Annotated in this window: 12 protein-coding genes; 8 read left to right on the top strand and 4 right to left on the bottom strand. The window is 75.8% G+C overall.

Annotation, left to right across the window (positions count from 1 at the left end):
* Positions 1-21: 21 nt before the first annotated feature.
* Positions 22-645, bottom strand: coding sequence for an aa3-type cytochrome oxidase subunit III (ctaE, locus tag PH191_RS28695; protein ID WP_274198045.1), 624 nt, complete (start codon positions 643-645; stop codon positions 22-24).
* Positions 646-860: 215 nt separating this feature from the next.
* Here ctaE and PH191_RS28690 point away from each other — a divergent pair, with 215 nt between their 5' ends.
* Together PH191_RS28690 and trpD are read left to right on the top strand one after the other, a co-directional pair.
* On the top strand, positions 861-1,277 hold the full coding sequence (locus PH191_RS28690) for a response regulator transcription factor (protein ID WP_274198044.1): 417 nt from the start codon (positions 861-863) through the stop codon (positions 1,275-1,277).
* Positions 1,278-1,285: 8 nt separating this feature from the next.
* Positions 1,286-2,344, top strand: a complete 1,059-nt coding sequence (gene trpD, locus PH191_RS28685) for an anthranilate phosphoribosyltransferase (protein ID WP_274198077.1) — start codon at positions 1,286-1,288, stop codon at positions 2,342-2,344.
* A gap of 24 nt (positions 2,345-2,368) precedes the next feature.
* Here trpD and PH191_RS28680 read toward each other — a convergent pair whose 3' ends face one another.
* Together PH191_RS28680 and PH191_RS28675 are read right to left on the bottom strand one after the other, a co-directional pair.
* The gene (locus tag PH191_RS28680; RefSeq protein WP_274190212.1) at positions 2,369-2,647 is read right to left on the bottom strand and encodes an Lrp/AsnC family transcriptional regulator; all 279 of its coding nucleotides are present in this window, start codon (positions 2,645-2,647) and stop codon (positions 2,369-2,371) included.
* A 64-nt stretch (positions 2,648-2,711) separates the two neighbouring features.
* The gene (locus tag PH191_RS28675; RefSeq protein WP_274198043.1) at positions 2,712-4,454 is read right to left on the bottom strand and encodes a DEDD exonuclease domain-containing protein; all 1,743 of its coding nucleotides are present in this window, start codon (positions 4,452-4,454) and stop codon (positions 2,712-2,714) included.
* 106 nt (positions 4,455-4,560) lie between these two features.
* On the opposite strand from PH191_RS28675, the gene PH191_RS28670 reads away from it, so the two are divergent.
* The 5 genes from PH191_RS28670 (at position 4,561) to PH191_RS28650 (ending at position 9,865) form a co-directional block, all read left to right on the top strand.
* A complete protein-coding gene (locus PH191_RS28670) occupies positions 4,561-5,982 on the top strand; it encodes an NYN domain-containing protein (RefSeq protein ID WP_274198042.1) in 1,422 nt (473 codons plus the stop codon).
* Positions 5,983-6,125: 143 nt separating this feature from the next.
* Entirely contained in the window at positions 6,126-6,410 is a 285-nt protein-coding gene (locus PH191_RS28665; RefSeq protein ID WP_274198041.1) for a hypothetical protein, read from the top strand.
* Between the two features lie 250 nt (positions 6,411-6,660).
* Positions 6,661-7,737, top strand: coding sequence for a C40 family peptidase (locus tag PH191_RS28660; protein ID WP_274198040.1), 1,077 nt, complete (start codon positions 6,661-6,663; stop codon positions 7,735-7,737).
* Between the two features lie 50 nt (positions 7,738-7,787).
* Complete coding sequence (locus PH191_RS28655) at positions 7,788-8,678, top strand: alpha/beta fold hydrolase (protein ID WP_274198039.1); 891 nt, start codon at positions 7,788-7,790, stop codon at positions 8,676-8,678.
* Positions 8,679-8,719: 41 nt separating this feature from the next.
* Positions 8,720-9,865, top strand: a complete 1,146-nt coding sequence (locus PH191_RS28650) for a glycosyltransferase family 4 protein (protein ID WP_274198038.1) — start codon at positions 8,720-8,722, stop codon at positions 9,863-9,865.
* A gap of 73 nt (positions 9,866-9,938) precedes the next feature.
* Here PH191_RS28650 and PH191_RS28645 read toward each other — a convergent pair whose 3' ends face one another.
* Complete coding sequence (locus tag PH191_RS28645; RefSeq protein ID WP_274198037.1) at positions 9,939-11,735, bottom strand: AMP-dependent synthetase/ligase; 1,797 nt, start codon at positions 11,733-11,735, stop codon at positions 9,939-9,941.
* A gap of 147 nt (positions 11,736-11,882) precedes the next feature.
* Between PH191_RS28645 and PH191_RS28640 the strand changes: the two genes are divergently transcribed.
* On the top strand, positions 11,883-12,287 hold the full coding sequence (locus PH191_RS28640) for a polyketide cyclase / dehydrase and lipid transport (protein ID WP_274198036.1): 405 nt from the start codon (positions 11,883-11,885) through the stop codon (positions 12,285-12,287).
* The last annotated feature ends 42 nt before the right edge of the window (positions 12,288-12,329 follow it).

Raw genomic sequence — 12,329 nt, 5'->3', positions numbered from 1 at the left:
TTGCGGGGTCGCCGACACGGGTCAGCGGATGAAGTAGATGACCGCGAACAGGCCGATCCAGACCACGTCCACGAAGTGCCAGTAGTACGAGACGACGATCGCCGCCGTGGCCTGCGCCGGTGTGAACCGACTGAGGAACGTGCGGGCTATGAGCAGGATGAACGCGATCAGACCGCCCGTGACGTGCAGCGCGTGGAACCCGGTCGTGATGTAGAAGACCGACCCGTAGGAGCTGCTGGAGATCGTCGTCGCGTGCTCGGTGACGAGCGTGTGGTACTCGAGGACCTGCCCGAGCACGAAGATCGTGCCCATCACGAACGTGATCGCGTACCAGCGGCGCAGGCCGAACACGTCGCCGCGCTCCGCCGCGAACACGCCGTACTGGCACGTGAACGAGGAGGCCACGAGGATGATCGTGTTCACCAGCGCGTACGGCACGTCGAGCTCGGTGGGTTCCGGTGGCCATCCCTCCGTGGCGTTCGCGCGCGCGACGAAGTACATGGCGAACAGCCCGGCGAAGAACATCAGCTCGCTGGAGAGCCAGATGATGGTCCCCACGCTCACGACGTTGGGCCGGTTGAGGGAGTGAATCCTCGCGCTGAAGGAAGGCGCCGGCGCACCCTGGGCGGTCGTCACGGGCGTCATGATGACACCTCTGCCCGACACCAGCCCGTCGGGGCGAGGGCGGATCGTGCGATGTTCGGGGGACGGTCCGCACCCGTCGCGACCTGCACGCCCCTCACCTGCAGGTTCTCCTACCCGCCGTCGTACGTCGATTCGTCGTACCGATCGCCGGGCGTGGCGCGGCGGGTGGTCGTGGGGCTCGGTGCCGTCGGGCACCGCCGGATAGCATCCGCCCCATGACCGCCCCGAGCCCCACACTCACGGTCGTGGTGATGAGCCATCGTCCGGAGGTGCGCGAGGCCATCTCCAGCGCCGTGGGGCGCCGCCCCGCGCCCGACCTGCCGCGACTGCGCTTCGTCGAGGCGGACAGCATCGGGGACGTCCTCGGCTCCTTCGACGCCGGCGAGATCGATCTCGCGGTCCTCGACGGCGAGGCGCAGCCCACCGGCGGGATGGGGGTGTGCCGCCAGATCAAGAACGAGAGCGACGACCCGCCGCCGATCATCGTCGTCGTCCGGCGCCGCGACGACCACTGGCTCGCGACCTGGTCGCAGGCCGACGCGGTCCTCGTGCAGCCGCTGGACCCGGTGACCGCCGCCGAGACCGTCGCCACCGTCCTGCGGGAGCGGGCCGCGCCCGCCGTCCGCGGGTGACGGCCACGGTGGGGACGCCACCGAGCTGGCCGGGCCTGCTCGGGCGCCTGCTGGCGGGCCACGACCTCGCCGCGGACGACACCGAGTGGGCGATGGACCAGGTGATGTCCGGCGAGGCGTCGCCCGCGCAGGTCGCGGGCTTCGTCGTGGCCCTGCGCGCCAAGGGGGAGACGGCGCCGGAGATCGCGGGGCTGGCGACGGCGATGCTCGCCCACGCCCGGCCCGTCGACGTCCCCGGTCCGGTGGTGGACATCGTCGGCACCGGCGGCGACGGCGCGCACACCGTCAACATCTCGACGATGGCGGCCGTCGTGATGGCCGCGGCCGGTGCCCGCGTCGTCAAGCACGGCGGGCGCGCCGCGTCGTCGCAGAGCGGGTCGGTGGACGTGCTCGAGGCCCTCGGCGTGCCGGTCGACCTCGGTCCCGACGCCGTCGCCCGCTGCGTCGCCGAGGTCGGCATCGGGTTCTGCTTCGCCCAGGTCTTCCACCCGGCCATGCGCCATGCGGGCCCGGTGCGCGGCCAGCTCGGCGTCCCGACCGCGTTCAACCTGCTCGGGCCGCTGACCAACCCGGCCCGCCCTGGCGCGGCGCTGATCGGGTGCGCCGACGTGCGCTTCGCGCCGATCCTCGCCGAGGTGCTCGCCGCCCGCGGGGACCGCGCCGTGGTCGTGCGGGGCGACGACGGGCTCGACGAGGTCACCACCGCGACGACGACCACCGTCTGGCACGCCGGACCGGGCGGGGTGCGGGTGGAGACGCTCGACCCGACCGCCCTGGGCGTGCCGGTCTCCGGCCCCGGGGCGCTGCGGGGCGGGGACGCCGCCCACAACGCCGCGGTGGCCCGCGCGGTGTTCGCGGGCGAGCCCGGAGCGGTCCGCGACGCGGTGCTGCTCAACGCGGGCGCCGCGCTCGCCGCCCACGAGGAGTCGGTCACCGGCACGGCGATGACCGACCTGCACGCCGGCGTGGCGACCGGCATGCGACGGGCCGCCGAGGCGGTCGACTCGGGCGCCGCCGGGGCTCTGCTCGAGCGCTGGTCGGCGGTCGCCCGCGCCGTGCGTGACTGAGGCCGTCTCCCGGGGCGTGACGAGCTAGTCGAGCCCCATCGAGAACGCCGAGGCGTCGTCGCTCGAGGAGTAGGAGCGGAACGCGATGTGCGTGGACGTGCTGCGCACCCCCGACACGCGGCTCAGCCCGCCGGCGATGACGTCCGCGAGCTGCTCGTGCTCCCGGACGCGCACCACGGCGACCAGGTCGACGTCGCCGGCGCAGGAGTAGACCTCCGCGACGCCGTCGAGGTCCGCGATGGCCTGGGCGGTCTCGGGGATGTGGTCGGCGTCGGCGTGGACCAGCACGAAGGCCGTGATCAACGGGCCCTCCTCGTCGCTCGGGTGTGGCTCGGGGACCGGCTGCCCGGCCCCGGGTGCCGAGAGTCTAGGGCGGCTCGCCCGGCGCCCCCGCAGGCTCGCGCCGCGCCTCGCGGGCCCGTCCGACCCACCCGGCCCACGCGCCGGCCCCGGCGGCCGGCATCGCCCACGGGGTGGTGGTGCGGACCATCCGCGTCCCCGGCCGTTCGAGCCAGCGGGTGACGACGGCGACCTCCTCGGGCGGCGCGCCGCACAGCGGGCCGTCGCCGGGGCGCACGGTCTCGGCGGAGGCCACGAGCGCCTCGACCACCGGCATCGGCGGTACGCCCCGGCGGGCACGCCCGGCCGCCGCCAGGCGTCCGTGCCGGACGACCGCGAGGTCCCACCCGCGCTCGCCGTCCGGGCGGGCGGCGATCATCTCCGGCGCCCCGGCCACGGCGGAGAGGCGCTGGACGCGCCCGAGGGCGGCGGCGAGGTCGGCGAGGCGGTCGCGGTGGGCCGCGGCGTCCTCGAAGCGCTCGGCGGCCGCGAGGTCGCCCACCGCCGCCGAGAGCCGGCGCAGCCCCGTGTCGTCGGCCCCGCGGACCAGCGCCCGGGCGTCGTCGACCACGGGCCGGTAGGCCGCGACGTCCACGTGACCCGCGCACGGCGCCCCGCACCGGCCCATCTCGTGCAGCGCGCACGGCGTCCCGGAGGCGCCGCGCGCCGGGATGCGCTGGGTGCACGGCCGCAGCGGGAGGGCGTCCTGCAGGGCCTGGACCGCCGCCACGGCGTCGGGACGGCGCCCGAAGGGCCCGACGGCGTCGGCGCGCGGCGTGCGGACCACCGAGAGCCGCGGGAAGGGCTCGTCGGTGAGCGCGACCCACCAGCCGCGGTGCGGGAAGCTCGAGCGCCGGTTGTAGCGGGGCGCGTGCCCGGCGAGCAGGCGCAGCTCCCGGACCTCGGCCTCGAGGACGTGGGCGCACACCACCCAGTCGACCCGCTCGACCAGCCCGATCATCTCCTTGATGCGCGCCCGCTTGTCGCCGCCGGTGAAGTAGGAGCGCACGCGTCGTCGCAGGTCGCCGCTGGTGCCGACGTAGAGCACCTCGTCGCCCGGCCCGCGGAACAGGTAGACGCCCGGCTGCTCGGGGACGGCGTCGGCCAGGTGGCGCTTGGCGCGCTGGACCGGGCTGACCTCGACCTGCAGCGCCAGGAGGTCCTCGAGCGTCGACACGCCGCGGCCGCCGACGCGCTCGAGCAGCCCGTGCAGGACGTCGACGGTGGCCCGCGCGTCGTCCAGCGCGCGGTGGATCGGGCGCGTGCCCGCGCGGAAGAGCGCCGCCAGGGCCGAGAGCCGGCACGACGGCGCCTCGTCGCGGGACAGGACGCGGCGCCCGAGCCGCGCCGTGCACACCACCGCCGGGCGCGGCCACGACGGGCCGTGACGCCGGCAGGCCGCGCGCAGGTGCCCGACGTCGAACGGCGCGTTGTGGGCCACGAGCACCGCCCCGGCGCAGAACTCCAGCAGGCCGGGCAGGACCGCGGGCAGCCGCGGGGCGTCGCGGACCATCGCCGTCGTGATGCCGGTGAGCGAGACGATCTGCGGGGGCACGGCGACGCCCGGGTCGACGAGCGTCGCGAACTCCCCGACGATCTCGCCGCCGCGCACCTTCACCGCCCCGATCTCGGTGATCGCGTCCGAGTCGGGCGGCCCGCCCGTCGTCTCCAGGTCGACCACGACGAACGTGACGGCCGACAGGGGCGTGCCGAGCTCGCCGAACGAGAGCTGGGGGTCCGGACCGGTGACCGGACGGGCGGGGGCGTCCATCGCGGCGGGACGCTAGGGGTGCCCCCCGACAGTCCCGGGTCGAGCACGCGCCGCACCGGGCTCACCAGCGCGGACGGTGGCCCCGGCAGGGCTAGCCTGGGCGGTCATGGAGGCCGGCGGCGACGGTGCAGCGACGGGGGCACCCGCGGCGGCCGACGACGCGCCCGCCTCCGACGCGCCCACCTCTGGGGAGGCCCCCGGGAACGCGTCCGACGAGGCCGCCCGGGCCGCCGTCCGCGTCCAGCTCCTCGAGCGCGCGCCCGAGGCCGTGCGGGCCAAGGTGGCCGAGCTCGCGTCCGTGGCCGTCGGGCACATGCCCGTCACCGATCTGCCCCCGCCGGTGCGCGCGGTGTCCCGGTTCGCGCCGTCGAAGCGGGCCCGGGCGGGTGCGGGGCCGCTGCTCACGGCGCTGGGGAGCGCGGAGGGGTTCGCCGCGTCCGTCGTCGGCTGGTGGACCGAGGAGCGGCCCGCGCGGTGGCGTCCGGAGGTCCCCGACCCCGTGCACGCCGCGGCCGTCGCCGTGCTCGAGGGCCGGGACGAGGGCTCGGTCCTGGTCCGCGGCCTGGGGGAACGCGCCGACGCCGCGCGCGCCCGCTCCGAGCGTGACGCCGCGGTCGCGAAGGTCGAGAAGCTCGAGGGCGAGGTGCGGCGGCTCAGCGCGGACCGCGAGCAGGCCCGCGCCGCGGTCGAGGCCACCGCCGAGGAGAACCGCGACGAGATCGCGAAGCTGCGCGCCCGCCTGCGCGAGCAGGGCACGCGGGTGCGGCGCGCCGAGGACGAGGCCGCCGAGCTGCGGGCCGCGCGCGACGCGGGCGAGGGCGGGCTGCGCGCCGAGATGGCGGAGCTGCGGCGCGAGCGGGACCGGGCCCGCGACGCCGCGGCCCACGCCGAGGAGCGCGCGCGTCGTGCCGCCGACGAGCTGGCCGGGGTGCGGCGCGCCTCGGTGGAGGCACGGCGCGCCGACGACGCGCGCCTGGCCCTGCTCGTCGACACCGTCGCCGGGGCCGCCGAGGGCCTGCGCCGGGAGCTCGGCCTGCGTCCGGGGGATTCCGGGACGCGGCCCGCGGAGCTGGTCGGGGCGGGGGCGACCGGGGCGGCTCCGAAGGCCCGGGTCACCGACCCGGCCGCGCTCGACCGGCTGCTCGCGCTGCCCGAGGTGCACCTCATGGTCGACGGCTACAACGTCACCAAGACGGGGTGGCCGGAGCTGTCGCTGGCCGCGCAGCGCGAGCGCCTGGTCGCCGCGGTCCAGCCGCTGGCGGCGCGTACGGGTGCCGAGACCACGCTCGTCTTCGACGGGGCGGGGATCACCGGGGTGCCGACGCACTCGGTGCGCGGGGTGCGGGTGCTCTTCAGCGACGCCGGCGTGCTCGCCGACGACCTCATCCGCTCCCTGGTCGGGGCGGAGCCGGAGGGCCGGCCGCTGGTGGTGGTGACGTCCGACCGCGCCGTCGTGGACTCGGTGCGCCGCAGCGGCGCCCACCCGGTGCCCTCGAGCGTCCTGCTGGGCCGGCTCGCGCGCATCTGAGTGCATCCGAGGGGGCCCCGCCCGGTCGCGCGGACCGGCGTTGTCGGGGGTCGCTCCTAGCGTGCGCAGCATGACCCCGGACCTGCCGGGGGCCGAGGGCGTCGAGGCCGTCGAGAGGCCGTCGACACCACTGGGAGGCCGCTGTGCTCATCGACTGCGACACCTGCACGGTGCGGGACATCGCCTGCGACGACTGCGTCGTCGGGGTGCTGCTCGGCACGCCGACGGTCCCGTCCCGGGCCACGCCGTCCACGGACGAGCCCGGCGGCCCGCTGCCGCTGGAGTTCGGTCCGGTGGAGCAGCGCGCGCTCGAGGTCCTGGCCGACCACGGGCTCATCCCGCGGCTGCGGCTGGTGCCCCCGGCGGCGCCGCCGCGCGAACGTCCGGCCGGCGCCGTGGGGGCGCGGCGGGCCCGGGGTGTGGGGTGAACGCGCGCCGCCCGGTGCGCGCCGGGCCGTCCGCCGCCCGGGCGCCCACCGATCGCCGCCGCCGCGTGCGGAGGGCCGAGCACGGTCGGTTAGAGTCCGCGCACCCACCGCTGCCCGAGCACGGCGCGGTGGGCTCCGGATGGTGGCCGTCGGGGGCCGAGACGTCCGGTCCCGGGCCGTCCCGTGCGGATGGCCGGAGGGTCCGGGGTCACGGCTGTGCCGGGCAGCGCAGAGAGGACCCGACGACACCGTGGTGTCTCCCCGCCCCGCGGATCGCGGCGTTCGCCGCCGCCTCTCGGTGGCCGTGGTCGTCACGGCCGTCGTCGCCCTGCTCGGGTCCGGGGCTGGGCTCGGAGCCGGGCCCACGGGGTCCGCGTGGGCCGACCCCATCGTCCCGCCCGGAGCCTCCGACGCCGTCACGTCCCTCGCCCAGGCCAACGCCCGCGCGGCCGACGCCACGGAGGCGTCGCTGGACGCGGAGGAGCAGCTCGGGGTCCGTCGGGGCGAGGCCGACCGCACCCGCGGCGAGGCCGACGCCGCCCGCGAGGTCGCCGACGCCGCCCGCGCCGAGCGCGACGTCGCGTTCACCGCGGTCGATCAGGTCTCCCGCGCCGCCTACCAGGGCGGGCAGCTCGACCCGCTGGGCGCGCTGCTGGGCGCCGAGTCCCCGCAGGCCTACCTGGACCGCACCTCGCTGCTGGACACCATCTCCGAGGAGAACCGTGTCCTGGTCCAGCGCTTCCTCGACGCCACCGCCGTCGCCGAGGGTGCCGAGCGCGACGCCGACGCCCGCGCGCTCGACGCCGAGCGCTCCGCCGCCGACGCGCAGCGCACCGCCGACGACGCCCAGCGCCGCAAGGACGACGCCGACCGCGAGGTCGCCGCGGCCGAGCAGGCCCTCGCCGACGCCTCACCCGAGACCCTGGCCGCGCTGCGCCGCGGTGGCACCACGAACTTCCCCACCGACATCGCCGGCACCGGGATCGCCATCGAGGCACTGAAGATGGCGCTGACCCAGCAGGGCAAGCCCTACCTGTGGGGCGCCACCGGTCCGAGCACCTACGACTGCTCCGGGCTGGTGCAGTGGGCCTACCGCCAGGTCGGGGTCGGGCTGCCGCGGGTGTCGCGCCAGCAGGCCCTGATCGGCATCCCGGTGTCCTTCCCGGACGCCCGGCCCGGCGACCTGCTGTTCTTCAACGAGCCCGTCACCCACGTCGGCTTCTACGTCGGCGACGGCAAGTTCCTCGAGGCCCCGCAGTCCGGCGACGTCGTCAAGGTCTCCGAGGTCCGCCGCAGCCTCTCGGGCGTGCGGCGCGTCGTCCTCTGACCGACCCCGCTGATTGACACGACCGTGGTCCGGGTCACACGCTCCGCACCATGAGCGTCGCCGACACGATCACCGTGCCCCACCTCGGTTCCTCGACCATCGGGTACGCGCTCGCCGCGCCGTACGACGCGTCGCTCCCGACGCTGGTCCTGTCCAACTCGTTCACCACGTCGGTGGATCTCTACCGCCCGCAGTTCGCCGACGAGGAGCTCCGGCGGACCGCCAACCTCCTCGCGATCGAGCCCTACGGCCACGGAAGCACCCGCGCCGGGTACGCCGACTACACCTACTGGGACAGCGCGGCGGCCGCCCTCGGCGTCCTCGACGCCCTCGGCATCGACCGGGCGTTCGTGCTCGGGACCTCCCAGGGCGGCTGGATCGCCGTGCGCATGGCGCTGCTCGCCCCCGACGTCGTCCAGGGCGTCCTCCCGCTCGGCACGTCGATGGACTTCGAGAGCCCGCGGAGCCGCGAGCTCGGCTGCTGGGACGGCATCTCCTTCTGCACCCCCGCGATCGACGCCCTCGCCGAGCCCGTCGGCGACGACTGGGTGATCCCCGTCGAGCTCGTCGACGCGGTGCTCGCGGAGGGCTTCGGTCCCGACGTGAGTGCGGAGGAGCGGGAGTTCTGGCACGCGACCCACCAGCAGAACTACACCGGCGACGCCGGGCGCAGGCGTCTGCGGACGAGCTCGATCAACCTGCGCGACCGGGACGGGCTGCACGGCAGGCTCGACGAGGTCCGGTGCCCGGTCCTCTGGCTGCACGGCACGGCGGACCCCGTCTACTCGGTGGCCAACGCCCAGGACGAGATCGGCCGCTTCACGCGCTCCCCGGAGGCCGAGCTGCGGGTCGTCGAGGGCGGGCAGCACTTCCTGAGCGCCTCGCACCCCGAGGTCATCGACGCGGCAGCGGTCGAGTTCATCCGTCGCTGGGCCCCGTAGCCCGTCGCGGGGCGCGCGGGGGCCCGTGACACGCTCCCGCGGTGGCGCGCACGCTGCTGGTCACCAACGACTTCCCGCCCCGGCCCGGCGGGATCCAGTCCTACCTCCACGCCCTCGCCACGCATCTGCCGCCCGAGGAGCTGGTGGTGCTCGCGTCCACCTGGGCGCGCTCGCCGGAGGCCGTCGAGGCGTGCCGGACGTTCGACGCGGCGCAGCCCTTCGAGGTGCACCGCCTGCCGACCACGATGATGCTGCCGACGCCCGGCGCCACCCGGCGGGCCGGGGAGCTCGTGCGCTCCCACGGCATCGAGACCGTGTGGTTCGGGGCGGCGGCGCCGCTCGGGCTGATGGCGCCGGCGCTGCGGCGCCGCGGCGCCCGTCGGGTGCTCGCGAGCACCCACGGACACGAGGTCGGCTGGTCGATGCTGCCGGGCAGCCGCCAGGCGCTGCGGCGCATCGGGGGCGACTGCGACGTCGTCACCACCGTCAGCCGCTACACACGCGGCCGCATCGCGCCGGCCCTCGGCCCGGAGGCCGCCCTCGAGCCGCTGCCGTCGGGCATCGACACCGCCCGGTTCCGGCCCGACCCCGGCGCCCGCGAGGCGATCCGCCGCCGACACGGGCTGGGGCAGCGCCCGCTCGTGGTGTGCGTGTCGCGGCTGGTGCGCCGCAAGGGCCAGGACGTGCTGATCGCCGCCCTGCCGCGCCTGCGGACCGCGGTGCCCGGGGCGGCGCTGATGGTCGCCGGCGACGGGCCCGACCGCGACCGGCTGCGTCGGCTCGCGCGCTGCCACGGGGTGGCCGACCACGTGGTGTTCACCGGCCCGATGGCCCCCGACGAGGTCGCGGGGCACCACGCCGCGGCCGACGTCTCCGCGCTGCCCTGCCGCACGCTCGGCGGGGGCCTCGACGTCGAGGGGCTGGGGATCGTGCTCCTCGAGGCCCAGGCGGCCGGGGTGCCCGTGGTCGCCGGGCGCTCCGGTGGCGCGCCCGAGACCGTCCGGCCGGGGGAGACGGGGCGCCTCGTCGACGGCCGCGACGCCACCGACGTCGCCGACACCCTCGCGAGCGTGCTCGCCGACCCCGACGCCGCGCGCGCGATGGGTGAGGCCGGCCGGCGCTGGATGCGCGCCGACTGGACCTGGGACGCCCGCGCCGCCCGCCTGCGCGCGCTGGCCGCCGGCTAGATCCGGCGCGCGAACGGGGAGTTCGCGCGCGTAGAGGCAGCGAACAGCGCGTTCGTTGCGACAGAGAAGCGGCTCAGCGCTGCTCGTACACCGCCTCGATGTCGGCGGCGCGGTTCTCGGTGATGACGTTGCGCTTGAGCTTCATCGTCGGCGTGAGCTCGCCGCTCTCCTCGGTGAAGTCGCTCTCCAGGATGCGCCACTGCTTGATGGCCTCGGCCTTGGAGACGGCGCGGTTGGCGTCGTCGATCGCGCCCGAGATCTCGGCCTGCAGGTCGGCGTCCCCGGCGAGGGTGGCCGCGTCGGAGGCGTCCTTGCCGTGCTCGGAGCTCCAGCCCGGCAGGGCCTCGGGGTCGAGGGTGATCAGCGCGCCGATGTAGGGCCGGTTGTCGCCGACGACGAGGGCCTGGCTGATGAGGCGGTGGGCGCGCACGCGGTCCTCGAGCACCGCGGGGGCGACGTTCTTGCCGCCCGCGGTGACGATGAGCTCCTTCTTGCGGCCGGTGATCGAGAGGTAGCCGTCCTCGTCGAGGCTGCCGAGGTCGCCGGTGTGGAACCAGCCGTCGACGATCGTCGAGGCCGTCGCCTCCTCGTTGTTCCAGTAGCCGCGGAACACCACGTCGCCCTTGGCGAGGATCTCGCCGTCCTCGCCGATCGCGATCGTGACGCCGGGGATGGCCTTGCCGACGGTGCCGACCTTGACCGCCCGGTTCGGGTTCGCGGTGATCGCCGCGCTGGTCTCGGTGAGCCCGTAGCCCTCGTGGATCGGGACGCCGATGCCGCGGAAGAAGTGGCCGATGCGCGCGCCGAGCGCCGAGCCGCCGGAGACCGCGCCGGTGCACTTCCCGCCGAGCGCGGCGCGCAGCTTGCCGTACACGAGCTTGTTGAACAGGGCGTGCTGCAGGCGCAGGACGAGGCCGGGGCCGCCCGCGTCGAGGGACTCGCTGTAGGAGACGGCCGTCGCCTCGGCCATGTCGAAGATCCGGCCCTTGCCGTCGTTGTGCGCCTTGACCTTGGCGCCGTTGTAGACCTTCTCGAACACACGCGGCACGGAGAGCAGGAAGTCCGGCTGGAAGCGGGGCAGCTCGGTGGTCAGCTTCTTCGTGTCGGCGAAGTGGCCGATCGTGTAGCGGTACTCCATCGCGGCGCACTGGATGACGCGCGCGAAGATGTGCGCGAGCGGGAGGAACAGCAGCGTCGAGTTCCCGGGCTGCATGAGGTCCGAGAACGTGTCGGCGACGGCGCGCACCTCGAACAGCAGGTTGCGGTGGGTGATCTCGCAGCCCTTGGGGCGGCCCGTGGTGCCCGAGGTGTAGATCAGCGTCGCGAGGTCGTCGGCGTGCACCGACGTCCGGCGCTGCTCCAGCGTCGCGTCGTCGACGCCCGCACCGGCGTCGCGCAGGGCGCTCACCGCGCCGTCGGCGCCGTCGATCTGCCAGACGTGCTCGAGCTCGGGGAGCTTCTCGCGCAGGTTCTCGACGATGGCGCGGTGCTCGTCGGACTCGACGATCACGCCCTTGGCGCCGGAGTCGGACAGGCACCACTCGACCTGGTCGGACGAGGAGGTCTCGTAGATCGGGAGGGTGACCGCGCCGGCCGCCCAGAGGGCGTAGTCGAGCAGCGTCCACTCGTAGCGCGTGTGGGAGATGAGGCCGACCCGGTCGCCGGGCTGCAGCCCCGCGGCGAGGAAGCCCTTGGCCGCGGTGGCGACCTCGTCACGGAAGGTCGAGAACGTCACGTCCTGCCACTGGTCGTCGACCAGGCGGCGGTAGGCGACGTCGCTGCCGTGCGCCTCGGCGTTGGCCCACGGCGCGGCGGTGAGGTTGTCGTCGTCGGCCACCTTGGCGGTCGCCGGCTCCGTGTACTGCTGCATCTCGCTCCAACTCCTGCCCCGCGCGCCTCGCTGCGTCGGCTGTGACCATAGTCGCGGGGGACTACCTCCCGGTAGCCGGACAATCCGCCCACCCATCGCCACGGAGCCCCGGACGGCGTACGGCACGGGTCCTGTCACGCTGGCGGCGTGGCGACCGTGGACGTGGTGGACGAGACCTTCCTCGCCGTGCCCCCCGAGCGCCTCGCCGCCGAGTTCGCCGACCCCGCCGCCTGGCGCCGGCTCTGGCCGGACCTCGCGCTGCGGGTGTTCACCGACCGGGGCGCGCAGGGCGTGCGCTGGAGCGTCGTCGGTGACGCCTGGACCGGCAGCATGGAGGTGTGGCTCGAGGCCGTCGGCGACGGCACGGTGCTGCACTGGTTCCTGCGGGTCGATCCCGTCGGCGAGCCCCTCTCGCGCCGGGCCGCGACGCGCGAGGGTGTGCGCCGCCAGCGGGCCGCGAAGGCCGTGGCGTTCGCGCTCAAGGACCGGCTGGAGGCCGGGCGGCCGCCCGGTGTGCCGCCCGGCGGGGAGTCCCCGGTCACGTCCGCGTGACGGGGTGAGGCAGGGGTCACGGGTCATGTCCCCGGCCGCACG

Source organism: Actinomycetospora callitridis (assembly GCF_028737265.1).
GTDB classification, from domain to species: Bacteria; Actinomycetota; Actinomycetes; order Mycobacteriales; family Pseudonocardiaceae; genus Actinomycetospora; species Actinomycetospora callitridis.
This window is presented reverse-complemented; position numbering and strand designations above follow the sequence as displayed.

What these genes read in the sequence shown, in the direction of transcription:
- ctaE (WP_274198045.1), bottom strand. Translation starts at nt 645, where the DNA reads ATGACGCCCGTGACGACCGCCCAGGGTGCGCCGGCGCCTTCCTTCAGC.
- PH191_RS28690 (WP_274198044.1), top strand. Translation starts at nt 861, where the DNA reads ATGACCGCCCCGAGCCCCACACTCACGGTCGTGGTGATGAGCCATCGT.
- PH191_RS28675 (WP_274198043.1), bottom strand. Translation starts at nt 4,454, where the DNA reads ATGGACGCCCCCGCCCGTCCGGTCACCGGTCCGGACCCCCAGCTCTCG.
- PH191_RS28670 (WP_274198042.1), top strand. Translation starts at nt 4,561, where the DNA reads ATGGAGGCCGGCGGCGACGGTGCAGCGACGGGGGCACCCGCGGCGGCC.
- PH191_RS28655 (WP_274198039.1), top strand. Translation starts at nt 7,788, where the DNA reads ATGAGCGTCGCCGACACGATCACCGTGCCCCACCTCGGTTCCTCGACC.
- PH191_RS28645 (WP_274198037.1), bottom strand. Translation starts at nt 11,735, where the DNA reads ATGCAGCAGTACACGGAGCCGGCGACCGCCAAGGTGGCCGACGACGAC.